The organism is Paenibacillus sp. FSL W8-0187 (assembly GCF_037969755.1).
Lineage (GTDB): Bacteria > Bacillota > Bacilli > Paenibacillales > Paenibacillaceae > Paenibacillus_AQ.
On record NZ_CP150206.1, the window covers coordinates 6,937,601 to 6,961,335 of the forward strand.

The window sequence follows — 23,735 nt, forward strand, 5'->3', positions numbered from 1 at the left end:
TAGACGCTTACCAGGCTTCGGGATATTAAGAAACATTCTGCGCAGAATGAACCTGTTGAGCAGTGCCGGTAGTTGGCGCAGACGGCAGTGCGGCGTCTTGTTCGCCGCGAAGCATGACCTCAACCTTATCATCCTTCTTCAAATATACGGTCCCGTAGGCAGCTCCCACAAACAGCGCGCCTCCGACGAAATTGCCAAGCCATACCGGAATGAAGTTCACCAGATACTCGCCCCAGCTGTAATATCCTTCAAATATCGCTGCCGGAATGAGGAACATATTGGCCACCACGTGCTGAAAGCCAATGGCTACAAACGCCATCGTCGGAAACCAGATCCCGAGAATTTTGCCACTCATCTGATCCGATCCGTAGGACAGCCACACGGCGAGCGCCACGAGCCAGTTGCACCCGATGCCCGACAAGAAGGCCTGCAGGAAGCTGTCGTCGATCTTATGACCTGCCATGTCCACCAGCTTCTCCAGATAAACGCCGCTGCCTGTCAGACCCGTCACATGACCAAAGAAATAAGCGACGAACAACGCCCCTGCCATATTGCTTACCGTGACAAGAGCTAAATTTCGTACCATTTCTTTCGTGGAAATCCGCTTCTTGAATCTGGCCAGGGACACGGCCATCATGTTGCCTGTCAGCAGCTCTCCGCCCGCTAGCAATACAAGAATCAGTCCGACAGGGAATATCGCCGCGCCTATAAAACCGGCAATGCCTCCCCAAGCCTCCGATGCTCCGGCAATTACGCGAATATCCAGCAAAAAGCCGAGCGCAATAAAAGCACCCGCCAAAAATCCTAATATCATCACGTTCATGGCGGAGTTATGTGCTTTTTTCACCCCGTTCTCCAAGGTGATCTCCGCAATGCGATCAGGTTTGTAATAGGCCATGGCCGCTCCCCCATTTCTCCCGCATTCCGTCCTGAAATCTCTCGAATGCAGCGTCTGATATTTCTGTTTACAGTTACCCATATTGTACCGCAGCCTCCATAGCAAGAACGTGAATTATATCACGATCGCGTGCGTCAGAGGAGACAAGACAGCCTCTGTCCTGGCTGCTCTTGATTTGCCCTGACTCATTCGCTCGATCGGAGCGAGCGGTACATGTAAAATAGCGGTGTCGGAGAGGATCGCGACACCGCTTGGTTGATGCAATTACCAACCATCATGTTCTAACCCGGCAAGCCTATGCCTTTATACCACCATCATGTTAAACCAGCAGCCTATGCCTCGGCGGCAGTCTCTATCCTAACAGGCGTTTCCTTTTCCTGAACCGGAACGTTCGAGATCGGAAGTTTCATGCTAATGAAGGACGACAGCAGGAAGAGCGCACCTGCCGTGAAATACACGACCACAATGGAGGTCGCCGACATATACCATCCCGTAAACCCGGAGCCGATAAGCAGCATGCCGGTAAAAATCGGCGTCATCACGCCATTAAGCCGACCAATGAATTTCTCTTCCACCTGCTGCATCATCACGGCCATCAATACCGTCTGCGCCATCGCCATCAGCACCCCGGTTACGAAGCGCATCGCGCCGGTCAGGATCGGCCATTGGGACAGCACCTCGACAAAGGTCGAAAGGCCGAGGAAGGCAAGCCCGGCAAACAGCAGGTAGGAGCCTTTCACTCTCCCTGCAATCACGGCGGCCAGCACGCCGCCAATCAACATGCCAAGACCCTCTAGCGCGGTGAACCACTGAACGCTGGACATTGCCAGCTGTAGACGCTCCGTGATGACAAAAATATCGAGCGGCTGAACAAGTCCGCTGCCGAGCGCCAATAAAACGTAGACCACCAACAGCACCTTCAGCAGCCGACTGGAACCGATGTAAGTGAAGCCTGCCTTCAAGTCCTTCATAAAAGAACCGGTCGATTCTGAATTTTTAGATGGTTCATCCACACTGGAAGGGAGAAACGCCAGCACGATCCCCGAAGCGCCGAATAGAACCAACAAGCTGATTAAAGAAGCCTGCAATCCAAAAGCTTGATAGATCGTCGTGCCGACCATCGGTCCCAAAATGATGAACAGCGACATCGAGGTCTGGGACAAAGCCGTGGCCGCGGGCACATGCTCATCCGGTAAGCAGCGCTTGATGATCTTCATGGACGAAGGCTGCGAGAATTGGGATACAACGGCCGAGACCAGGGTCACCGCAAACACGGCCTGCCAATATCCCGCATACACAACAAACAGGATAAGCAGTATGGATAAAAAGCTTAAAATGTCTCCCCAGATCATCGTTCGCTTGGGACGCCAACGGTCAGCCAGCACGCCGCCAATCATGGAGATCACAAAGATGGGCGCGTATTCAATCACGGTAAGCAGCGATACGGCGACCGGGTCATGGTTGCTCTTCTCCATAATAAAGAACAACAGCGCCATGTTGCGGATCCAGATCCCGATATTTTGCATAAAATCCGAAACCATCAGCAGCACGAACGCGCGGTTGCCAAACAAATGCCTCATATTCCATCCCCCAGTAAAACCGACTATTCGGTTTAATAATATGTGCGAAAACGCCCACCCTGCGTTCAAACCGACAGAAGCGTTTCCGATAAATCCTTCAATACATTACGAACCTTGACTCGATAACACACCGTTTAAAAAGTAAGTTACTCCCTTACGGTACAGCAGTCTCGATTCCTTCTGAGAACGTTCATAGTACGAAATCGACATTCCATCCAGAAGCGCGCCAAAAATGACGGATATCTCCTCGACATCTTCTGCCGGTATCCGTCCCTCATCCGCTCCCTCCGCCAAAATCTCGCGGTATAGCGTACGCGGTCCTTGCAGAATCGCCAGCATCTCGCCCACAATCGTCTTATTCTCCGGCTGATTGATATAGAACTCCTCCGCGATCTTGGTTAGCGGATTCTGGAAGTCATCGACCATATGATCGGCAATGCCGTACAGCTTCTCCTCGAAGCTGGCGTAACGGACTTTTTTATCGTTCCAGGCTTCCATCCATTCCTGATTCTGCTTCGCCAGCAGCTTGACGAACAAATCTTCCTTGCTCTCAAAGTGATAGTAGATACTTCCCTTACTGGCACCCGTATACTTGACCAGTTCATCCATGGATGTTGCCGCATACCCGCGCTGGATGAACAGCTCCTTCGCTTTATCCAGAATCAAATCCCGCTTTCGCTGCGCTTTTTCTGAAGACATCGGTGTAAGCACTCCTTGCTTGGAAATAATAGTCCGCAATCAGTAAGCAGAAATCTGTTTCTTGTAATCAAAATGAATTTAAAATCAATAAACACCATTCCAAATAAAAAACCGACTGTACGGTTTAATCATACTGAAAACATTCCCCCATGTAAAGCGACGGCTTGACAATGACATAGAAAAAAGGACATTGCCTAAGCAAAATCCTCTCATCACTCGTACATCCCGAAACAAATATAATATTTTTTTATTCCACTGCCCAAATGGCTCTTCCTTCTTTCATCGGATCGCCATAACTCAGCTGCAGCCCCGTAACCCCCTGTTTCACTTCGTACGGAATTTCTCCTGTCAGTTCACCGCCTGGGGCAATGGTGCCGTCCAGCATCTTCACATCATCCGTAATGGGAACCGTATAGTTAAGATCGCTCGAATCCGTCAGGGAAAAAGATAACGCGGAAGAGATGACCAGCGGCGCCTGGCCATTGTTCTTCACGGTAATGTCAACCACTTTAAACGTATGACCCGGCTGGGGCTTTAAGTACTCGTCCCCTTCGGATTCGCGCACGCTGTTCAGCGTAATGACCGTGCCGTGATAATCCACCGTATCGCCCACCGCGGCAGATTCGCCGATCGGCTTCACCTCTGCGTTGTCGGACGGTTGGTCCTCCTCTTGGGTTGGTTCTGCAGGCGGCTGCTCTTCAGATGTGTCCGTCTGACCTGTCCCCTCGCTATCCACAACAGCCGGCGGAGTTTCTGCGGGAGGATCAGCCTGATCATTGGAACAAGCAGCCGTCAGCAGCATGGAGAACAACACAGCCGAAGCCAACATTACTTTTTTATTCATACTTTATCCTACCTCCTGAAAGTCGATATCTACATGTCCGGATATTTTCCAATTCGCTGTCAAAATCCATTTTCCTTCAAAAACACGAAAAAGACCCCCAAATCAGGGGTCTCGCAAGTAAATAGGATTACGAATGCACCGGTGTTTTCGTTTCGATCGCCGGCAATGCCTGCAGTCCAGCCGTGTTAAGGAAATTCCACGGTTTGTTGTAATGCGGCTGGAAGAAGAAGTCGATGAATGCCAATTGATCAATCGTCATCCGATTCTGTATGCATACCGACAGCGTGTTAATGGATTGCGTCATATCCACTTTGGAAATGACCTGTGCACCAAGCATCCGGCGGCTGTCTTGCTCATATACCACCTTCAGCGTAACCTCTTCGAAGGTAGGCATGAATTCCGGACGGTAATGATCCGTAATGGTGACCGTCTCCACTTTCAAGCCTTCGTCCTTGGCGGCTCCTTCGGTCAATCCCGTCGAGGCAATGTTGTGTTCGTATATTTTCAATCCCGACGTACCTTGCGTTCCCATATATGGGGTTGTCGGCTGCACAAGATTGCGTGCAACGAGCGTACCCATCCGGACGGCGTTAGTTGCCAGTGGAATGTACATCATTTTACCCGTCGGGTTATAGTGTACGGAGCAGCAATCGCCTGCTGCATATACATCCTGCTTGCTGCTTTGCATATATTGATCCACGACGATGGCACCGTTTTTCAGCATATCCACTTGCCCCTTCAGCAGCTCCGTATTTGGACGGAAGCCGATGCAAAGGATCACCAGATCCGTGTCGATCTCACCTTTATCGGTAATGACCTTGTTCACCTTGCCATTCTCGCCTTGGAAAGAAGTCACGGTCTGACCGAGAGCCATCTCAATCCCTTTTTCACGGAAGGATTCCTCGATCTTGCCGCTAAATTCAGGGTCCAGATATTTGTTTAGAATGCGGTCGGCACTATCAATCAGCGTAACCTGCTTGCCGTTCTGCTGGAAGGCTTCAACAAGCTCCACGCCGATATAACCGGCTCCGACAACCGTAATGTGTTTCGCTTCCTGCGCTTTTTCAATGATCGCATTGGAATGATTGTAGTTTTTGCAGAGCAAAATATTATTGAGATCGATGCCTTCAAGTTTCGGCACGATAGGCCATGATCCGGTTGTAATAATCAATTTGTCATAGGTATCATCAAAAATTTCTTCTGTAACCAGGTTCCGAACTTTCAAGCTTTTCTTATCCGTATCCACCGAGATAATCTCATGCTTCATCTTGGTTTCGACACCCAGCTCGTCGAGCTTCTGAGGTGAAGAGTAGAACAAACCGTCAGGGTCTTTTACAATGCCTCCAACGTAAAGTGCGATGCCGCAAGACAAGAATGAGATGTTATCATTGCGTTCATAAACGGTGATCTGGGCTTCTGGGTAAAGTTTAGCGGTATTCACGATGGCGGCCGTTCCTGCATGGGTACAACCGATAACTGCTACTTTCATGGTTTTTCCTCCTCCAAGTATGAAGCTTTATATTTGATTAAGATGAGCTCTTTTGCCTGGATTCATGCTTGGTAACGCTTGTTGAGCATGAATGTGGTGACTGGTAATATTATTTGTGAATGTTTTCACTTCATGCTCTTATTATAATGTGATTAATTTCACAGTTCAATAGGCAATCGCGTTATTCACATATTGTTCATAATTTCACATGGTTATAATGATAAAAGAAGTTGACCAAGAATACGGGTTCGGTATCAGGGTAAGCTATAAGTGCCCGCCTCATGAAGTTGATTCAAGAATCATCTATCCTAGTACGTGCTGCCTTGAAGGATCTTGCTTCTCCTGATCTAACGGAATGATACTTACGCTCAGTGTTTTCTAAGATACTGTCAATTAATCCGGTTAACCGAAGTGGTGTCCAAGAAAAACAGGACTGTTCTCCTCAGAGGGAAATCCCCCAAAGAAAACAGCCCTGTTATGTAATCGTTACTTCCTGCTACTAACCAAGCAGAGATTCAATGGCACTCTTCATCGATTCCGGCGTATCCCTCGGTTCGAACCGCTGAACCACCTTACCCTCGCGGTCTACCAGAAACTTGGTGAAATTCCAAGCGATCTCTCCGCCTTCATTCGGTCCTGGTTGCTCGGATTTCAAATATTGAAATAACGGATGCGTTTCTTCCCCATTGACGTCAATCTTCGCAAAGATTGGGAAATTCACACCATAATTCAATTGACAGAACGATTCGGCCTCTTCACTTGTACCCGGCTCCTGTCCGCCAAACTGATTGCACGGGAAGCCAAGAACCTGCAGCCCTTGCTGGCTGTATTGGTCATACAGCTGCTGAAGCTCTCCGTATTGCGGCGTAAGTCCGCACTGGCTTGCCGTATTTGCAATAATCAGAACCTTGCCTGAATACTGATCAAGCGAGACTTCCTGACCTTTGGTATTGGTTGCATGATATTCATAAACTGACATCTTCGAATCTCCTCCCGGCTTGTTTTGAATGGATGGCATGCTTTTCAAGCGCAACAGCCTAGCCAATCTCCCTCCATCATATCGAATAAATGGCCCTAAACCAAATTTCAGTTCCAAGACCTCTACCCCGTCGCCCGCAAATCCATTATGATGAATGTATAACCTCTTTAAACAAGATTTACATAGACTAATAACAGCTGTTTAATCAGCAAGTAAGCAGGGTAATGATTTAAGGTTTGGAAAAATATTGCACGATTCCGTATTTCAACAACGGTAAGCGAGGAAAAGAAATGAAACTGTATCCCGAAATGTTTATATCCCCATGGCATCTCATTGTCATTGTCCTGGCCCTGATTGCCTTCATCGGCTTAATCAAAGGGGGGTATGACCGGAAGACCGTGCTGCGCAGCACTGGGCTATCGACGCTGGCCTTTTATTTTATACTGACGATCCCCATTGGCCTGATCACCCAGGAATCCCTTTACAAAGAAGAAACGATGCTGACCGATTTGGATCAGAATTTTGAGGACAAGAAGATTAGTTCCGAGCTGCAAAGCTTTAAAGACTACATCTTGGTCCACGCTGGAGCCTATAAAAATGAGGATGATGCGGACATTGTGATCTATGCCGGCAACTACCACGAGAGCCAAACATTTCGTGGTCACATTACCTTGTTCGTATATGATCAGAACGATGAGGAAGTTTTCACCGAGATGTACAAGAACGTAACCCTTGCCCCCGGCGAGAAGAAGAAGCTCGACACCACCTTTACCAGCCAGCCTATGGAAACCTACAGGTACCGATACGAAACGCACCCTCAAATGTGAAGGGCGCGTTTTTCTCGCTTTTGTATTAAGTTGACAGATGGTCTCCGGACTGGATCCCCACCTTATCTTTATCAGGGAGAGGCTGATACGGCCCCGGCATCGGCGGCAGATTCTTCGCATCCCTTCCTTTGCGGATATACCGGATACCCAAATAGAAAAGACCAACCACAGGCAGTGACAGCATAGCTATAGCAAGGAGCATGCTGGACATTTGGTACGAGGGATCCGTTTCGATCTCGGAAAAGTCCAAGAACATAAACGATATAAAGGTAACCAATGAGAACATGATGATCTGGAGCCAGCGCATCCATTTCACCAGGAAGAAGAACAGGATCGCGGAGAGTGCAACAAGCAGAATAGGGTATAGCCGCTGTTCCGGGTCCGCGTTCCCCAGCTCTGCCTGACGCGTCAGCCAAAAACCGATGGCGAACTGAACCGGAAAAATCAGCCACGCAAGCAAACCGGTTCCACGGAAAGCCGATCTTCGCTTTTGCAGCGCCTCTTCGTATTCGAGGAGCTTCATCTCGTATTCCAGCTGATTAAGCTCCTCCTCTGTCAATTCCCGGTCTTCCTCCTCGTTCTCCTGCACCAGACGGTCCAGGTAAGGCCGGAATTGCCGCTCCATATTGCCATCAAATTCGGAACGCTCTAAATCCTCATCCTCGCGAAGCAAAGACGCAACCGATTCATCCCCCAGATCTTGAATGATGATGGACGTCAGATATAAGGGAATGTCCCTTCTGCCGATAACCTCTAGCCAACGATTCGCCTCCATTGGATCCGTGAATGGAATGGCAACCGCCCGTTCCGTCTGACCTTCTCCCGCGACGAGGTACATAATGGGCATTAACTCCGCACTAGGCACGGATTCGGTCATTTTGCTTTTCTTATAAGCATAGCTGAATTGAAAGATGTATCGCCCATAGTATATTTCCTTGATGTCACCGATCCTAAGGCTCCCCTTCAGGGAGTCTTTCGTTTCCGGGTCCCATCTCTCGTACTCAATATGATCTTCGAATAACAAGTACTCGTCCAGATGCGTATTGTTCCAGATATGCCCTTTCAGGCTTCTGGACAGACGAATCATCATGAAGATACCGGCGGGTATAGCCGCCAGACTCATCCAGGTCCAGACATTGGTCCAGAGGTACAGTAACATCAAAGGACCCAGTGTCAGGGCCAGGCCAAGCAGTATGCCCAGCACGTGCATTTCAAATGTAATCACCCAATAAAAAGGCTGCATTTTGGGCTTTCTCTGCTCATGAATCACCAGAGACATTCAAGCAACTCCCCCTCATATTCTTCGTTGTTTCTAAAACTCACATGAAATGAAGACATTGTAGATCATATAGGCAGCAGTTCGCACGATGTACCAAATAGTATGTTAGGCCAACGGTAGAGCGTGCGCCGGCAGTGCGACAGAAGAGCGGTAATTGTAAATCTTGCCGAGCGATGGAGCTGCGTCCTGCGTTCACTAAAGTCTAGCGGACTCAGGAGACCTTATTTCGTAGAAAATGGGGTTTTTAGCGAAACAAACGGACAGGAGATCCGTTATTCATCTAAAAAGATGATATTTTGGCTGTTTCCACGCTAAATAACGGCTGTGGTGTCCGTAATTACGATAAATTGACCTCATAACAGGAAAATAACGTATCTGATGTCCGTTAGCCTCGGCGTTCGGCGGGGTTCTGGCCATCGTTACTGCGATTTCGTTGCACTTAGATACCTCTTCGTTGCACCTGGTTTTTTTCGTTGCACCTAGATACCTTTTCGATGCACCTGGTTTTTTTCGTTGCACCTAGATACCTTTTCGATGCACCTGGTTTTTTTCGTTGCACCTAGATACCTCTTCGATGCACCTCACCCGGATACCGAAGCCAGGGGGCGGACAAGCAGCTCTAGCTTGCATGCATCATATTATGTATAGAAATTAATATACATCCCTACATCCCTACATCCCTACATCCCTATAAGTATGTTAATTACTACTCTTGAACCCAAAAATCCTTCCACGGCAAGTTGGCCGGGAAGGATCTCCATCTCATACTTTGCCTTATGGAGCCGTACGTTTCTGAGCCAGCTTCACAAGCAGATGAGCCAGTTGATGCTGCTCCGCTTGGGTTCCAACCTTCCATAACTCCTGAAGAAGCTTCTCTTCGGAATTCCGGGGCTCCTCATTGGCAGCCAGATAGCCAGCTACCTTCTCTGCTGCCTGCGCCAGCTGCTCTTCATTCAACCCAATACTCTCGGCAAGCTGAATTCGCTTGTTCAAATAGGATTGGAAGGCATCAAAATCGGCCAGGATCCTCTCCTTCTCCCCATCATCAATCCGGTCCATCGCGTCACTGACCTTACTCACATCCAGTTCACCGTTCTTGTTCACTACATGATTATGTTCAGACATGGTAACGCCTCCTTGTCATTGACTGGGTAACGCTCTCTACTTAAACGGGATTTTCCGGCTTGAAACAGATGCCTTCCAAAAATCTCCTGTACCTGCTAGCGGCTGCGGCCACCGCGCCGTCCACCACTCTGGCCTCTTGCACCGCGGCCTTCGGAAGATCGTGTACCGCCTTGTCCACCGCGACTGCCTTGATTTCCCCGACCCTCGGTTCTGGACTGTCCACGGCTGCTGTTGCCACGTGTTCCGGCCTGTGACTGTCCACGGCCTTCGCCTGCACGCCCGCCGTCACGACTGCCGCTGCTGCGACCTCCAGCCGACGATGGTCCGCGTCCCTCGCCTGGACGACCGTCGCGGCTTCCAGCCCGTCCGGAGCCACGCTCATCTCTGCGTGACGATCCGGCTCTTCCTCTACCCTGCTCGCTACCGCGGCTCCGCCCGGAACCCGTACCGCGATCTGCCCGGCTTCTGCCTTGACCACGTTCTTGATCAGATTCAAGCGAAGAGATATTTCTTGCTTTTCCCGGTCTGCCCGTATCCCTGCCTGAGCCGCCCGTGCTTTCCCGAAGGCCTCCAGCACTGGAATCATAGCGCACACGCTTCAAGCGAAGGGAGATTCCTTCCTCGATACGCTGTAGATCGTTAAGATCCTTACCGGCAGCGAACGTGATAGCCATTCCGTTCCCACCGGCCCGTCCGGTCCGTCCGATACGATGGATGTAACTATCAACATCATGAGGCATATCGTAGTTAAAGACATGGGTCACGCCTTCGACGTCAAGCCCCCTCGCGGCAACGTCCGTTGCTACCAGCAGCTGCAGCTTGGCATCCCGGAATCGCTTCATCACCGCTTCCCGTTTCGCCTGAGACAGGTCGCCATGAAGCTCGTCCGATTGATACCCATGGGCCAGCAGCGCCTCATTCAATATAGTTGCTCTGCGCTTCGTCCGGCAGAAGATAATCGCGAGAAAAGGGTTATGCTCCTCGAGCATGGCACGAAGCGCATCCTGCTTGGAGCGGTCCGTACACTCGACCACAACCTGCTGGATCTGCTCCAGCGGGATCGGGGAAGCCCCCTTAATGACGATATCGACAGGTTCCTTCATATAGCTGCCGGCAAGCTGCTTCACGCCGGCAGGCATCGTGGCCGAGAAGAGCATCGTCTGGCGCCGATACGGAAGTGCATGGATCAGTGTCTCGACCTCATCCAGAAAACCCATGTGCAGCATCTGGTCGGCTTCGTCCAGCACCAGCTGCTTCACACCGCCCAGCTCAAGCGTGCCCCGGCGTAAATGATCCAGCAATCGGCCCGGTGTTCCGATGATCAAATGTCGTCCGCCTTCGAGCTTTCGGAGTTGCTTCTCCACGTCCTGACCACCATAGACCGCCAGGATTTTGATCCCGTCCGGCTCGCCGGCTGTCAGCTTCTTGGCTTCTTCCGTAATCTGCAATGCCAATTCCCGTGTCGGCGCAATAATGAGCGCCTGCGGGTACGCCCGCTTGGGATCGATATGCTGCAATATCGGCAGCATGAAAGCCAGCGTTTTGCCAGTGCCCGTCTTCGCCCGGGCGATAACGTCCTTTCCTTGCAGCAGCGGCGGGATACTCTCTTGCTGTACCGGAGTCGGCACCGCAATTCCCTGCTCCTTCAGTTTCCGTACTCTTTGTTCGTCAATGCCCAGCTGTTGAAAGTTCGGCAAACGTTCCACCTCATTTAAATTATTTAGCATCTGCTTGCGTCAGGTCGATTGGATATAGCAAACAAACATACTTACATATAAGTCCCAACAAAATGTCGATCGAATTCGTTCTAAGTAGACCGGAACGTTTTCGTTGTATTTCTTTTCAACTGACAAAAGACCCTGACTTTGGTAATGTCAATGATATAGATATCCAGTTTGCACCAGCGAGGAGGTGTCCCCGATATGCATACCCTGCAGATCATCCTGTCAGCACTCATCCTGATGATCCTGTTCGGCCTTATCAATCTGATGATGAATTATATTTCACGACGCGACGGGGAGCCTGTCGTCCCCTTCCGGAAGAAGCTGTGGCTTATCCCGCTGATTTCGGCCTTTATCATTATACCGTTAGAATTCTTTGCGATGTTATATGCCCGGTGGTTCCCCATGTCGGATCCATCGGGGTCAGGTGAAGTCCTGGCATACGACGCTCAAGGCATATGGCTCGGTTTCTCGCTCACGATCCTGATTGGACTCCTGATCTTCGAAGGTATCATTCATCCTTTAGTTATCACCCTGCTAAGGCTGCTGCTTCGCATGGATACCTCCATCTATATCAAACAGGCGGTCACAGTTGTGACCGACACGGTTCTGCTGTACATTGTGTCTCTGATTGTGCCCGGCATGCCTGTCGGCGGCTGGCTGCAAGCACTTCTCATTGCCCTATTCTTTCACCTCATAGAGTGGATCCTCATCGGAGTCCAAACTTGGGTGCAGCAGCGCAAGCGGGCAAGATCTGAGTCTACTGGCTAGAACCTGCCGGATTTGAAAATGGCATACAGCAGCCATGCAACCATGAGCAAGGCTACAATGAACCCGACTTCAATCACGGGGAAACTCCACAGCATCATCGGCTCCCGGCTCAGCGACGAGCCGATAATCAGACCCACCATGATGATGCTGAAAGCCAGAAGCACTATGCTGAAGGACAGCCGGTTACTGATCTGATCCAGCTTGCGCATCAGGGTTTGCAGTTCCGGAACACTGATCTCCACCCGCAACTTCCCCTTGCTGATCAGAGCCGACAGCTGCCTGGCCTGTCCGGGCAGATCAAGCAAACTCTCTGCAAGTCCGCTCACCCCATCCAGCACCTTCCTGCTGATCCGGCGGGTGTTATACCGCTTCTTCAATAGCTTTCGGCCAAAAGGCTCCGCCATATCGATAATGCTCAGGTTCGGGTCCAGCATCTCGATGACCCCTTCCAACGTCAGCAATGATTTGCCGAGCAGCGTCATATCCGGCGGCAGCATAATCCGGTGGCGCTGGGCAACGGCAAAGAGATCTGTCAATGCTTTGCCGATGCGCACTTGAGCGAACGGCACATCATAATACTCTCCACGCAGCCGGTCCATATCCGACCGGAGCGAATCCATATCGCAATCGTCCGGGATCAATCCCATTTTGGAAATCGCCCGGATCATCCCTTCCGAATTCCGCCGCATCAAGGCAATAATGAGTCCGGACAGATGGTCCTTCATATCTTCGCTGAGGTGACCCACCAGCCCAAAATCCAGAAAGACCAGCTTGCCGTCCTCCCTGACAAGCAAATTCCCCGGATGAGGGTCGGCATGAAAAAATCCCTCAATAAAGATCTGCTGCAGCATGCCATCGATCAAATGTTCAGCGATCGCCTTCAGATCATGTCCCTTGTCCACGATCTCCTGCCTCCGGCTTAACGTTAGGCCATCGACATACTCCATCATCAGCACTTTGGAAGACGTGTACTCCCAATAAATCCGCGGAATGCGGATAAATTCATGCTCCGACATCTGGGAGGCTATCTTCTCTGCGTTTCGGGCTTCATGGCTGTAATCCAGCTCTGCCATCATCGCTCTGGCAAATTCGTCAACAATCCGGTCCACACGGTACTGCTTCACCCATTCCCAGTGGCGCTCGGCAATCGAGATTAAATCCCGCAATATCTCCAAGTCACGACCGATCATTCGGGCTACCCCGGGCCGCTGAACCTTGATCGCTACATGCTCTCCGGACTTCAGCTTCCCCGCATGGACCTGCCCAATCGAGGCCGCGGCCAGCGGTTTGTCTTCAAACTCACTCAACACTTCATCGATCGGCATACCCCACTCTTGCTCAATCAGCTCCCGTGCGCTCGCGGAAGAAAAAGGAGGCACCCGCTCCTGCAGCTTCACCAATTCCTGGATAATATGGTCCGGCAGCAGATCCGATCTTGTACTCGCCAACTGTCCGAGCTTTACGAAGGCGGGGCCAAGATCCTCAAGCACTCGCCGTATGCGTTCCCCGAGCGTAATCGTCTCCGGCTGTTCCCTGGAACTCCAGCGAACAGGCAGCGACAGAACATGAAACAGTCCCATCTCTTCCACCATATAGCCAAAGCCATGACGCATGAGCGCCATGGCGATTTCCCGGTAACGTCCGGCATGTCGGATTCGGACCGCCATCTATTCCTGCCGCGATCCTTCCAGTTCTACAACCTTCTTCTCCAGAGTAGCAATGCGCTGTTCCAGGCTGGCGACATCACTCTCTTTGGGAACATCCAGATCGGACAATACACGCTGCACCTGTTCATAAATATAGGTCTTGATCTGCGACTGCTCCTCTTCGCCGCGTTCGACGAGACGGTTTACAAGCGCTTTGGACTCCGCAGGAGCAAGCTCCCCGCGTTTGACCAGATCATCCACGATTTTCTCAACTTTTTCCTTGCTGACCACGGTAAGGCCCAATCCTAACGAGATTGCTTTCTTAAAAAGATCACTCACGGTATATCCCTCCCGGTCGTTGTCTGGTTCCATTATAACCTTTAACGCTGGTAAAAACATCTATCCTTGGACTTGCTTTCATAAGTATAGAGAAGCTGCCTTATCAATTTCCCCTGAATTCACATGAAATATGAGGGCAATCCACATTCGGATAACAAGAAATTGCATTCCAGCCATGCTTATTATGTAAAATACAATGTAAAAAGCGAACAGGCGGGAAGAAAATGATCCGCCTGTTCGCTTATTAATGCTATCCCATATAGATAGAGAATGACTTAGTCGTCATCCCCATCATGATCGTCGTGATCATCATGATCCCAATCGTGATGGTCATCATGGACATCATCGTCATCATGGTCGTCGTATTTCTCATACTCTGCCTTGATCACTTTACCGCTGACCGCATGGACTTCTACGTCGGATGATCCGTTTGCTGTCTTCACTTCGACATCATACACCCATCTGCCGTCATCTTGGTCCAGATCCACTTCCACAGCCGTCCCGCCCTTAACGTGTTTAACGGCGATAGCGGATGCCTTGCCGGCACCGATCAGATTGCCTGGAAGGTTGTCAAGATCATCATCGTCATCCCGGTCCACTCTTACGCCAAGGGATTTGCCGGTATAGGCATCAATCCATACATCCACATCCCGGTTATTCTGCTGGATCTCCACATCGTACACCAGTTTGCCCTTTTTCCGGTCTATATCCATGCTCTCCACTTTGCCATTGGCAGCAGCCAGTGCCAATTGTTCTGCTTTCTCCATTCCGATTAGCTGCTGCTTCGCTGCTGCCTGAGTTCCCACTGCAGTCGTCTGTCCGGATCCTGCCGCCTGTACAGCGTTATAGCCGTATACTCCACTTGCCGCGATGGCTATGGACAGTGCGCCTGCCCACCATATTTTCTTCTTCATCATCTTACGCCTCCTCATGATTCTCTCCTGTTGATCTCTACAAACCCAATATACTCTCTCAACATGAGAGCTTTCAGAGAGAAAGATTAGAAAACGATGAGAAAACACGGACAAGACCTCTCATCTATTCATCAATCGTCCTCATCATCCCAAGTCACCGTCATGATCTTGCCGGTAATCGCATGGACTTGAATGGTCGCTTCACGTCCGTCTTCCCGCTCGATCTCCACCAGGTAGTAACGACTGCTCTTGTTCTCGCGATATTCCACGTCTTCCACCGTTCCCGGTACCTTCTCTAAAGAAAGCTTGATCGCATATTCTTTGGTAATCATCGTTGCAGGCGGTCCCGAAGTGCCGCTTCCATTTCCACTTTCCCCGCCCGTCGTTCCCCCTGTTGCTTCCTTGTCACCGTGATCCGCTGGCTCGGAAGGAGGAGTATCTGGATCCGGCTCCGTGGGCTCAACCGGTTCGGTGGGCGGCTGCGAAGCCCTCTCATTCAGCTGCTGGATGGACACGATGTCGCCCTGGCGGGAATCCACCGTCATCTCATACGTTCCGGTAGCCGACTGTAGCTCCAATCGATACACCCCGCCATCCAGCGTGGTCTTCGTTATTTCGCCGCCAGGATATTGGGAGAGCACCTCCTCCACCACTTCATCCGTTGACATGGCGGAAGTTGAAGGGCTAAAAGGATTCCATACCGCATTCACAATAATCAAAACCGCTACCAGCATCACGACACCCAGCAGCAGACTGACTTTTTTACGCATCGAATCACCTCGGATACAATCTGTCTTTACCGTCAGTATAGCGCAGTATGGTTAGAATACGATGAGAAAAAGGGAAGTTGGCAGCCTTTTTATTTCGTTGCTTGAAGCCGAATCGTGGCGGTTGTACCCACACCTGGCAGGCTATCCAGCTCTATCGAAGCCGAGATGGCCTCTGCGATATCCTTTGCCAAGGACAGACCAAGGCCGGCGCCCCCACCCCGGCGGGTACGAGCCTCGTCCACCCGGTAGAAACGGTCGAAGACGTGCTCCAGCTCATCTTTGGCAATGCCGATTCCGCGGTCGATGACCCGGATATAAACTTCCGCTGGCTTCCTGCCGACCTGGATGACGATATGCTCATCGCTGTATTTGCGCGCATTATCCAGCAGAATGAACAAGAGCTGCTTCAGCCTGCGGCTGTCCGTCCAGCCGAGAACCCCGCCATCGGCTTCAACCTCCACCGTGCGGTTATAGGCATCGCGAAATGCGCGCGCGGAAGACTCCGATAATGTCACCAGATCCACCTGCTCCATTTCGACCTGCCATTGATCCTGATTGCGGGCAAGCAGCAGCAGCTGCTCCGTCAGCTCCTTCATCCGGATCGCTTCCGAATGGATCGCTTCAACGGATTCCATGAATAGCTCGGGCCGGTCCAGACCTCGCCGCTTCAACAAACTGGCGTAACTCTCGATGATGGTAAGCGGTGTCTTTAACTCATGGGAAGCATTGGACACGAATTGCTCCTGCCTTGCATGATTGCTCTCCAGCAGCGTAATCATATCGTTGAATGCAGCCCCCATCTCCACCAATTCATCCTTCGACTTCTCCTTCAGCTCGATTCGCCGAAACCGCCCGCTTTGCCGGATCTCCCGCATCGTTTGGATCAAAGCCGTAATCGGCTGCACGATTAAACGCCCCAATATCCGCGTCGAGATGATGACCGGAACTAAGGCAATTGCGGTTACGGCGACCAGCACGATTCGCAGCACTTGGAGCGTCTCCATCGTAGCGGCAAGACTGCGGGCGACCTGGATATTGACCACGACCCCGTCTCTCCAGATGAGGGGCAGGGAAACCATCGTGTAGCGGATATTTTCATACTCGACGACCTTCACCTGCCTCTTCGTATCGTAAGGCAGCTTGAGCTCATCCATATCCTCCCCGGAGGAAGTCACCCAAGTCGATGGATACCGTTCATTGGGTCCGAGCAATTGGATCTTCCCGTCCAGCGGCACATAGCTCCGAAGCAATTCGCCCACCGGAATCGTATCCGCAGCCTTGGCCATTTCCCTCGATATTCTGGAGTCCTCGGCTTCCGCTTGCTCCAACTGGCTGTCCACCGTCATTTTGCTGAACACATAGTATACGGATAAGTTCATGACAATCAGAATGGCCGCCATCAGCACCGATGAATAGAGGTGGATTTTACTGCTCAGCTTCATGGGGTCTCTTTCAACACATAGCCGACACCGCGGACGGTGTGAATGAGCTCGGATGTGCTGTCATGATCGATTTTCTTGCGGACATAACGTATATATACATCGACGACGTTGGTGTCGCCGTAATAATCGTATCCCCATACGGCAGCGAGAATCTGCTCGCGGTTCAGCACCTGCCGTTTGTTCTTCAGTAAGTATACGAGCAAGTCAAATTCACGCGGCGTCAGATCGATCCTTCTGCCATCGCGAATGACTTCCCGTGTACCTTCGTTCAATTTCAAATCCGCCGCTGTAAGCCACTCTCCTGCCACCTGCTCTTCCGGCTCCTGCTTGCCTTGGAGCCGCAGCGCAGCACGAATCCGCGCCAGCAGCTCTTCGATCTGAAACGGCTTCGTAATATAATCATTGGCTCCAAGATCAAGCCCCGATACTTTATCCTCCACGGAACTCTTGGCTGTCAGCAGCAGTACGGCTGTGTGGGAATCATGGGCACGAATCCGCCGCAGCAGCTCAATCCCGCTCAAACCGGGGAGCATAACGTCCAGCAGAATTAAATCGACGTCCTGACTGCGGTATGCCTCCAGCGCATCCAGCCCGTTATCCGCCTTGGTGACCTGATATCCTTCACTCTCCAGCTCGATTTCAAGCAAACGGGATATTTTCGCTTCATCCTCAACAATTAGTATCTTCCCGCTCAAGCGCGTCCCTCCTACCGATCGTATCGAAATGGCTTCTTAACCCGGAACGCGTGCAGCCCACTTGGCCGCTTGCGTAATCATTAAACGCAGCTGAGGCTGGAGAAAGGACGGCTCGTGATGACCCGGCATCAAGAAGACAACGCGTCCGATGCCATACGTATGGCACCAGGCAGCAGGCCACTGCTTGCCTTCGAATTCATAATGCAGCAGCACGGTTTTTTCCGTAAACGGACTGAATATGAACCGGTAAGGCTCCTCGTCCAGCACAAAAGGCTCTACGCCTTCCGTAATATCATGATCGGTCTCTCCCGGAACGAAGTACAGCTTCTCCATGGGCGGGTGTCCGTCAAAACGGGCGCCGATCAGCTGCGCCAGCTCATAACGATTGGCCAGCGTAACGCCGTTATGAATCACAAGCAAGCCGCCGCCTCCGCTTACATAGGACAGCAGACCTGCGGTCTGACGGGGCGAAACGCGCTCGTCCCATAGGTCGCTGTAGGCGATGCAGAGCTCGTAAGGGTAGAGATTGCTTTCATGCAGCATTTTATGATTTTCCGTGCACTGCACGGTGAACATGTCGTTCAGCAGGTGTGTCATTTGTTTATCGATGCCTTGCAGCGGATGAAACTTCGGGTGGGTATAGCTGCCAAGCAGCAATGCTTTTCTCTTATCCATCGGTCATCCTCCTATTTACTACTCAATATTTCACATGATCCTTAGGAACATGCATGAAGAAGCTGGCATGGACTGAAATCTCCCCAACTTCATTACGTTATATCATGACATTATTCTTGGTTTTGAGCAAAGTAGCGGCCAAGCGCCACCATCATGCTGCCCATTCGCTCTTCCTCGGGAACCACCATGCGTTCAATGCCTTCCTCACGAAGCCCCTGGGCCGTAACCTTGCCGACAGCCGCTGCCACGACCGGTCCGCGGAACGCCTCCAGCACAGCCTCCAGCTTGCCATGGGCACGTGCATAATCCGCAAGAAAACGAAACTGGGGGGCGCTTGTAAAAGCAACCGCGTGAACCTTGCCGCCCACGATTTCATCAACGAGTTGCGAAACATCCTCCTCCAGCGGCGGAATGTGCTTATAAGGCAGGATCTGCTCTACTACCGCCCCACGACTTTCCAGCCAATCCACCAGCTTCGGAGCAGACTCGCCATGCAGCTGAAGAATGACACGCTTGTCCGATAGGTCATGCGGCTCCAAAGACCGGATCAGCCCCGACGTACTGCCGTCATCATCTCTGACGACCGGTGCCAGCCCGCGCTTTTTCAGCGCATTGGCCGTTTTGTACCCTCTTGCCGCAATCGAGGTGCTCTGCAGCGTTTCATTCAATGTATCCAAAAGGCCCATCTGTTCTGCTGTATCATAAATGGCCTCCAGGCCGATTCCCGTCGTAAATATCGCCCACGGTGCAGGCGCCTTGAGCCAAGCTTCGATCGAACGGCGCAGTACTTCATCATCCAAAAATACGGTTCCCTGGGCCGGACGAAGCAGCGCGGTGCCACCCATCTTCTCCACCAGCTTGGCCATGTCTGCTGCCTTGCGCGGACCAGCTAAAGCGACGATCCGATCTTTCATATGCTGTGCCATGTTATATGCCCCACTCTCATCATTTTCTAGCTTGTGCATCCGTCAGTCTTACAGCTTCAAGCAGTTGACTCCAGTATAAAGGCCCCGCTCCTAGAGATAAAGCCACTTTGGTCTTATTCTTTCATAAAGCCCCCCTTTCCTGCCACAAACAAAAAAGCAGCAAAGGAATATAAGCTCCTTTACTGCTTCAACACGAAATATTCGGGGCATATTACAGCGCCCTTGAATCTCTTAAATCTTAAAGCGTTTCACCATCTCCTGCAGTTCTTCAGCTAAACGGCTTAAATCCGCAGCAGATGCGCTGACCTCTTCCATGGAAGCAAGCTGTTCCTGAGAGGCTGCCGATATGGTCTGGGTCTGGCTTGACGTTTGCTCTGACACCCCACGGATATCTTCAACGGACTTTTTCGTGGAAGCTGTATCTTGAGCCAATTCCTTAGCCGATTTCGAAGTGGTTCTTACCTGGCCGGACACCGTGTTCACTGCCTTTTTGATACGGGAGAAGGAGCGTCCGGTCAGATCCGCTGCGTCAACGCCGTCCGATACCTTCTGCCTGGCGGCTTCCGTCATTTCCATGGTTCGTTCCACCTCTGCCAGTATTCCTGTAATCAGCCCCGATATGTAATCCGCTGAGCTTTCCGACCTTTGAGCAAGCTTACGGATTTCCGCGGCTACAACCGCAAATCCTTTGCCCTGCTCCCCGGCTCTCGCAGCTTCGATAGAGGCATTCAGCGATAATAAACTCGTCTCCTTGGCAATGTCGGTAATGGCGGAAGCGATACCGCCGATCTCCTCGGTCCGCTCAGACAGCTGATGGATAACCCCATTCAGATCATTCATCGCATGATCAATATCCTGCATCGTCGCTGCTGCGGTAATCACCGTCTGGTTCCCTTCCTGGGCCAATTCCTCCGTCTGGTTCATGGCTGCAGTAACCTTCTCCAATACATCCGCAATGTCATCAGCATGCCGGGATACTTGAAGAATACCCTTCAGAATCTCCTCCGCGGCGTTCAACTGACGTTCACTGCCGGCGGCAACCTCCTGAATGGAAGACGTAACATGCTCGACGGCGCTTGTATTTTGCAGGGCGCTTGCGGACAATTGCTCTGAAGATGCGGAAACATTCTCCGTCATGGCTTTGACCCCGTGAACCATGTCCCTGAGACTATCCACCATCTGCTGAAAGTGATCGGCCAACTCGCCAATCTCGTCACGCTTGAAACCATTCATGCGAAGCGTCAGATCCCCCTCGCTAATGACTTCCGTCGCTTGGCGCATACGGCGGATCGGTTTGATCACAGAGCTTACATTCCAAGTCACCATGATTAAGGCGGCTAGCAGCGAAACGCTCATAACCACAATCATCGTTTGGCGGATGCCATTAACGGAGTCGTCAACCTCCTTAACAAACATGGTCCCGGCAATTTTCCATCCGGTTCGTTCATTCGTAATGTAGTTCAATTGTTGCTCGATGCCGTCATGATCATAGTGAAAATGACCGGTTGGCTGCTCATACATCTTGGAGACCCAAGCTTCCTTAGCCAACGCGTCCGTCCCTGCGTCATAATCGGGGTGAAACAGATATTTGTGATTTTGATCCAGCACCATCGTATAGCCTTCTTTACCTACCTGCACTTGGACCAGACTCCGGATGCTATGAAGGTTGAGGTCAATGCCCACGACACCTTTGCCGTCAGGCAGCATCTGAGCTAGCGTTACTACAATCAAGGAGCCCGTGTTCGAAGTATAGGGGGCTGTAATAATCGGTTGGCCCGATGCATTCATTGCCTGCTGGAACCATTCCGTTTGTCTAGGATCATAGTCGGACGGCAGCTTTTCCCCTGATGCCTTGATAATGCCAGCCTGTGCCGTACCGATAAATACGTCCACCGTCTCCGGATGAAGTCCCAGGTACTGCTTCAGTGCATTGATAGTTGAACCCGCTTTCGCTTCGAGTTCCTTGTCAATTCCAGTGGACTTCATCGCCACGCTTAAATAATTCAGGTCATCGAACTTGGATTGCAGCGTGTGATTAATGATCTCATTCGCCGTCTCGACGCTCAGCGATGCACTGCGCAGAATTTCTTCCTCGACAGTTCCCTTGGCGTCACGGTAAGTGATAATACCGATAGCGCAGCTTGGCACAAGAAGCACGAGCAGAAATGTGAGAATCAGGTTTCTTCTAATACGATTAGCTCTTTTTTTCTTCATTGGTTTCTTTCCTTTCTAAACTGCAGTGAATCTCACCTGTCTTCTATAAAAAAATACTCCTTTCAACTTATCGGCATCTCTAAGACCATTCATTATGTAGTATATATAGGTAATTATTTCCACTAAGAGAGGGGTACCCATGTTATACGGGTACCCCTCTTGGCGGCGGTCATAGACCACCTCTATATAAAGGCCATCCATCCTGCACAGCGAAAAACAAAGATGGCTGGCTCTTATAAGATCAAACTACGTTACTTCGGCTGATTGGAAGGTATGAATCCGCTCAGGTCTACGCCAAGTCCGGCAGCGAGTCTTGCACCATATTCGGCGTCCGCACGGTAGAAATTGCATACGGCACGGAGCTGGATATCAGATTTGACCTGACTGAGGTCATCAACCAGATTGCGGATCAAATGATCCTTCTCCTGTTCCGTAAACGAACGGTACAATTCTCCGGCTTGGGTGAAATCATCTGTTTTTTCAATACGCTGGCGAACGACATGCCCGATGAGCGGTGCTTCGCTTTCATTTACAGTAGGGTCTTCCACAGGACCTGTTGTATAGCTGTTCGGCTCATAGTTCACCGGGGACGGATCTTGATTCACGTTCATCAAGCCATCACGTTGATGATTACGCACAGGAGCATACGGGCAGTTAATCGGGATCTGCAAATAATTCGCACCGAGTCGATGACGCTGCGTATCCGGGTAAGAGAATAGCCGGCCTTGCAGCAGTTTATCCTCCGACGGCTCGATGCCAGGCACCAGAGCACTTGGGGAGAAAGCGACCTGCTCAACTTCGGCGAAGAAGTTCTGCGGATTGCGATTCAAGGTCATGGTGCCGACCGTTTCGAACGGGAAGCGATCCTCCGGCCAGGTCTTTGTAGCATCCAGCGGATCAAAGGACAATTCAACCATCTCTTCCGGGGACATCAGCTGTACCTGCAGGCGCCATTTCGGGAAATTCCCGTTTGCGATGTGCTCATGAAGATCACGGGTGGCGTGATTGAAGTCCTTGCCCTGCACTTCGACCACTTCATCGGCATTCAGCGTATTCACGCCTTGTACGGATTCCCATTTGTATTTAATGTAAGTCACTTTGCCTTCGCTATTCACCCACTTGAAGGCGTGGACACTGAAGCCATCCATCTCGCGATAGTTCGCTGGTGTGCCATGATCCGAGAACACCCAGGTCATCATTTGCGTGGATTCCGGGGACAGCGTCATGAAGTCCCAGTACCGGCCAGGCTCCTGGATGTTGGTCTCCGGCGAAGGTTTCAAAGAATGCACCATATCAGGGAATTTGATCGCGTCGCGAATAAAGAAGACCGGAATATGATTCCCTACAATGTCATAGTTGCCTTCCTCCGTATAGAACTTCACGGCAAATCCGCGTGGGTCGCGTGCCGTTTCGGGTGACCCTGTTCCATGAATAACCGTGGAGAAGCGAACGAACACAGGAGTTTCCTGACCAATTTCCTGCAGGAATGCAGCTCTCGTATAAGGCTTCATGTCGTGCTCCACAACAAATGTGCCGTGTGCTCCTGCCCCGCGGGCATGAACGACACGCTCCGGAATCCGTTCACGGTCGAAGTGGGCAATTTTTTCGATCAGATGATAATCCTCAAGCAGTGTCGGTCCGCGGCGTCCTGCCGTTTTGGAGTTTTGGTTATCTCCGACTGGAGCCCCTTGATTGGTTGTCATTCTATCCATATATGAACCCTCCATCAGTTCTATAATTGATTTTAGACTGAATCTAAATTTATGATTTGATTGTATCACTGGAGAATCCATTGGATCATGATTGTCGCATGAGTGTTATATGACCCTTCTATGATCGTTATATGAAGGTCGGATGAATTCATTTTGAGTACCGCAAAATGAACAAAAAAAGGGAGGGGGA

21 protein-coding genes are annotated in these 23,735 nt (G+C 51.0%); 2 read left to right on the forward strand and 19 right to left on the reverse strand.

The genetic code is table 11. The features are described 5' to 3' along the window. Positions 1-25: 25 nt before the first annotated feature. From MKY48_RS31445 to MKY48_RS31470, 6 genes are all read right to left on the reverse strand, one after another. Complete coding sequence (locus MKY48_RS31445; protein ID WP_339273717.1) at positions 26-898, reverse strand: formate/nitrite transporter family protein; 873 nt, start codon at positions 896-898, stop codon at positions 26-28. A gap of 332 nt (positions 899-1,230) precedes the next feature. Beyond that, positions 1,231-2,478, reverse strand: a complete 1,248-nt coding sequence (locus tag MKY48_RS31450; RefSeq protein ID WP_339291870.1) for an MFS transporter — start codon at positions 2,476-2,478, stop codon at positions 1,231-1,233. 105 nt (positions 2,479-2,583) lie between these two features. After that, a complete protein-coding gene (locus MKY48_RS31455) occupies positions 2,584-3,177 on the reverse strand; it encodes a TetR family transcriptional regulator C-terminal domain-containing protein (protein ID WP_339291871.1) in 594 nt (197 codons plus the stop codon). 247 nt (positions 3,178-3,424) lie between these two features. Next, positions 3,425-4,021 carry a DUF4352 domain-containing protein gene (locus MKY48_RS31460; RefSeq protein ID WP_339291872.1) on the reverse strand — a complete coding sequence of 199 codons (597 nt, stop codon included), beginning with the start codon at positions 4,019-4,021 and terminating at the stop codon, positions 3,425-3,427. Between the two features lie 127 nt (positions 4,022-4,148). Continuing rightward, positions 4,149-5,510, reverse strand: a complete 1,362-nt coding sequence (locus MKY48_RS31465) for an FAD-dependent oxidoreductase (RefSeq protein WP_339291873.1) — start codon at positions 5,508-5,510, stop codon at positions 4,149-4,151. A gap of 499 nt (positions 5,511-6,009) precedes the next feature. Next, complete coding sequence (locus MKY48_RS31470; protein ID WP_076323929.1) at positions 6,010-6,489, reverse strand: glutathione peroxidase; 480 nt, start codon at positions 6,487-6,489, stop codon at positions 6,010-6,012. 290 nt (positions 6,490-6,779) lie between these two features. Between MKY48_RS31470 and MKY48_RS31475 the strand changes: the two genes are divergently transcribed. Continuing rightward, complete coding sequence (locus tag MKY48_RS31475) at positions 6,780-7,316, forward strand: hypothetical protein (RefSeq protein ID WP_083659735.1); 537 nt, start codon at positions 6,780-6,782, stop codon at positions 7,314-7,316. A 25-nt stretch (positions 7,317-7,341) separates the two neighbouring features. Here MKY48_RS31475 and MKY48_RS31480 read toward each other — a convergent pair whose 3' ends face one another. The 3 genes from MKY48_RS31480 to MKY48_RS31490 form a co-directional block, all read right to left on the reverse strand. After that, entirely contained in the window at positions 7,342-8,595 is a 1,254-nt protein-coding gene (locus MKY48_RS31480; RefSeq protein ID WP_339291874.1) for a hypothetical protein, read from the reverse strand. Between the two features lie 774 nt (positions 8,596-9,369). Further along, on the reverse strand, positions 9,370-9,720 hold the full coding sequence (locus MKY48_RS31485; protein ID WP_076323927.1) for a DUF3243 domain-containing protein: 351 nt from the start codon (positions 9,718-9,720) through the stop codon (positions 9,370-9,372). A gap of 95 nt (positions 9,721-9,815) precedes the next feature. Next, the gene (locus MKY48_RS31490) at positions 9,816-11,447 is read right to left on the reverse strand and encodes a DEAD/DEAH box helicase (RefSeq protein WP_339291875.1); all 1,632 of its coding nucleotides are present in this window, start codon (positions 11,445-11,447) and stop codon (positions 9,816-9,818) included. 195 nt (positions 11,448-11,642) lie between these two features. Between MKY48_RS31490 and MKY48_RS31495 the strand changes: the two genes are divergently transcribed. Further along, positions 11,643-12,212 (forward strand): hypothetical protein, encoded by a 570-nt coding sequence (locus tag MKY48_RS31495; RefSeq protein WP_339291876.1) that lies wholly within the window; start codon positions 11,643-11,645, stop codon positions 12,210-12,212. Here the strand turns inward: MKY48_RS31495 and MKY48_RS31500 are convergent. The 10 genes from MKY48_RS31500 to MKY48_RS31545 form a co-directional block, all read right to left on the reverse strand. Then, positions 12,209-13,879, reverse strand: a complete 1,671-nt coding sequence (locus tag MKY48_RS31500) for an AarF/ABC1/UbiB kinase family protein (protein WP_339268580.1) — start codon at positions 13,877-13,879, stop codon at positions 12,209-12,211. The genes MKY48_RS31495 and MKY48_RS31500 overlap by 4 nt on opposite strands. Continuing rightward, the gene (locus tag MKY48_RS31505) at positions 13,880-14,197 is read right to left on the reverse strand and encodes a phasin family protein (RefSeq protein WP_076323924.1); all 318 of its coding nucleotides are present in this window, start codon (positions 14,195-14,197) and stop codon (positions 13,880-13,882) included. 275 nt (positions 14,198-14,472) lie between these two features. Continuing rightward, positions 14,473-15,111 (reverse strand): PepSY domain-containing protein, encoded by a 639-nt coding sequence (locus tag MKY48_RS31510; RefSeq protein WP_339291877.1) that lies wholly within the window; start codon positions 15,109-15,111, stop codon positions 14,473-14,475. 131 nt (positions 15,112-15,242) lie between these two features. Beyond that, positions 15,243-15,881, reverse strand: a complete 639-nt coding sequence (locus tag MKY48_RS31515; RefSeq protein WP_339291878.1) for a PepSY domain-containing protein — start codon at positions 15,879-15,881, stop codon at positions 15,243-15,245. 89 nt (positions 15,882-15,970) lie between these two features. Then, positions 15,971-17,323, reverse strand: coding sequence for a HAMP domain-containing sensor histidine kinase (locus MKY48_RS31520; protein WP_339291879.1), 1,353 nt, complete (start codon positions 17,321-17,323; stop codon positions 15,971-15,973). Continuing rightward, a complete protein-coding gene (locus MKY48_RS31525) occupies positions 17,320-18,018 on the reverse strand; it encodes a response regulator transcription factor (protein ID WP_339291880.1) in 699 nt (232 codons plus the stop codon). The genes MKY48_RS31520 and MKY48_RS31525 overlap by 4 nt, the downstream gene beginning before the upstream one ends. 36 nt (positions 18,019-18,054) lie before the next feature. After that, positions 18,055-18,693 (reverse strand): ThuA domain-containing protein, encoded by a 639-nt coding sequence (locus MKY48_RS31530; protein ID WP_076323920.1) that lies wholly within the window; start codon positions 18,691-18,693, stop codon positions 18,055-18,057. Between the two features lie 110 nt (positions 18,694-18,803). After that, entirely contained in the window at positions 18,804-19,619 is an 816-nt protein-coding gene (locus tag MKY48_RS31535) for a uroporphyrinogen-III synthase (RefSeq protein WP_339291881.1), read from the reverse strand. 231 nt (positions 19,620-19,850) lie between these two features. Next, entirely contained in the window at positions 19,851-21,833 is a 1,983-nt protein-coding gene (locus MKY48_RS31540) for a methyl-accepting chemotaxis protein (RefSeq protein ID WP_339291882.1), read from the reverse strand. A 251-nt stretch (positions 21,834-22,084) separates the two neighbouring features. Next, positions 22,085-23,545 carry a catalase gene (locus MKY48_RS31545; RefSeq protein ID WP_339291883.1) on the reverse strand — a complete coding sequence of 487 codons (1,461 nt, stop codon included), beginning with the start codon at positions 23,543-23,545 and terminating at the stop codon, positions 22,085-22,087. Positions 23,546-23,735: the final 190 nt, after the last annotated feature.

Excerpts from the sequence above, each read along its gene's own strand:
- MKY48_RS31445 (WP_339273717.1), bottom strand. The coding sequence starts at position 898 with ATGGCCTATTACAAACCTGATCGCATTGCGGAGATCACCTTGGAGAAC.
- MKY48_RS31450 (WP_339291870.1), bottom strand. The coding sequence starts at position 2,478 with ATGAGGCATTTGTTTGGCAACCGCGCGTTCGTGCTGCTGATGGTTTCG.
- MKY48_RS31455 (WP_339291871.1), bottom strand. The coding sequence starts at position 3,177 with ATGTCTTCAGAAAAAGCGCAGCGAAAGCGGGATTTGATTCTGGATAAA.
- MKY48_RS31460 (WP_339291872.1), bottom strand. The coding sequence starts at position 4,021 with ATGAATAAAAAAGTAATGTTGGCTTCGGCTGTGTTGTTCTCCATGCTG.
- MKY48_RS31465 (WP_339291873.1), bottom strand. The coding sequence starts at position 5,510 with ATGAAAGTAGCAGTTATCGGTTGTACCCATGCAGGAACGGCCGCCATC.
- MKY48_RS31470 (WP_076323929.1), bottom strand. The coding sequence starts at position 6,489 with ATGTCAGTTTATGAATATCATGCAACCAATACCAAAGGTCAGGAAGTC.
- MKY48_RS31475 (WP_083659735.1), top strand. The coding sequence starts at position 6,780 with ATGAAACTGTATCCCGAAATGTTTATATCCCCATGGCATCTCATTGTC.
- MKY48_RS31480 (WP_339291874.1), bottom strand. The coding sequence starts at position 8,595 with ATGTCTCTGGTGATTCATGAGCAGAGAAAGCCCAAAATGCAGCCTTTT.
- MKY48_RS31485 (WP_076323927.1), bottom strand. The coding sequence starts at position 9,720 with ATGTCTGAACATAATCATGTAGTGAACAAGAACGGTGAACTGGATGTG.
- MKY48_RS31490 (WP_339291875.1), bottom strand. The coding sequence starts at position 11,447 with ATGCTAAATAATTTAAATGAGGTGGAACGTTTGCCGAACTTTCAACAG.
- MKY48_RS31495 (WP_339291876.1), top strand. The coding sequence starts at position 11,643 with ATGCATACCCTGCAGATCATCCTGTCAGCACTCATCCTGATGATCCTG.
- MKY48_RS31500 (WP_339268580.1), bottom strand. The coding sequence starts at position 13,879 with ATGGCGGTCCGAATCCGACATGCCGGACGTTACCGGGAAATCGCCATG.
- MKY48_RS31510 (WP_339291877.1), bottom strand. The coding sequence starts at position 15,111 with ATGAAGAAGAAAATATGGTGGGCAGGCGCACTGTCCATAGCCATCGCG.
- MKY48_RS31515 (WP_339291878.1), bottom strand. The coding sequence starts at position 15,881 with ATGCGTAAAAAAGTCAGTCTGCTGCTGGGTGTCGTGATGCTGGTAGCG.
- MKY48_RS31520 (WP_339291879.1), bottom strand. The coding sequence starts at position 17,323 with ATGAAGCTGAGCAGTAAAATCCACCTCTATTCATCGGTGCTGATGGCG.
- MKY48_RS31530 (WP_076323920.1), bottom strand. The coding sequence starts at position 18,693 with ATGGATAAGAGAAAAGCATTGCTGCTTGGCAGCTATACCCACCCGAAG.
- MKY48_RS31535 (WP_339291881.1), bottom strand. The coding sequence starts at position 19,619 with ATGGCACAGCATATGAAAGATCGGATCGTCGCTTTAGCTGGTCCGCGC.
- MKY48_RS31540 (WP_339291882.1), bottom strand. The coding sequence starts at position 21,833 with ATGAAGAAAAAAAGAGCTAATCGTATTAGAAGAAACCTGATTCTCACA.
- MKY48_RS31545 (WP_339291883.1), bottom strand. The coding sequence starts at position 23,545 with ATGGATAGAATGACAACCAATCAAGGGGCTCCAGTCGGAGATAACCAA.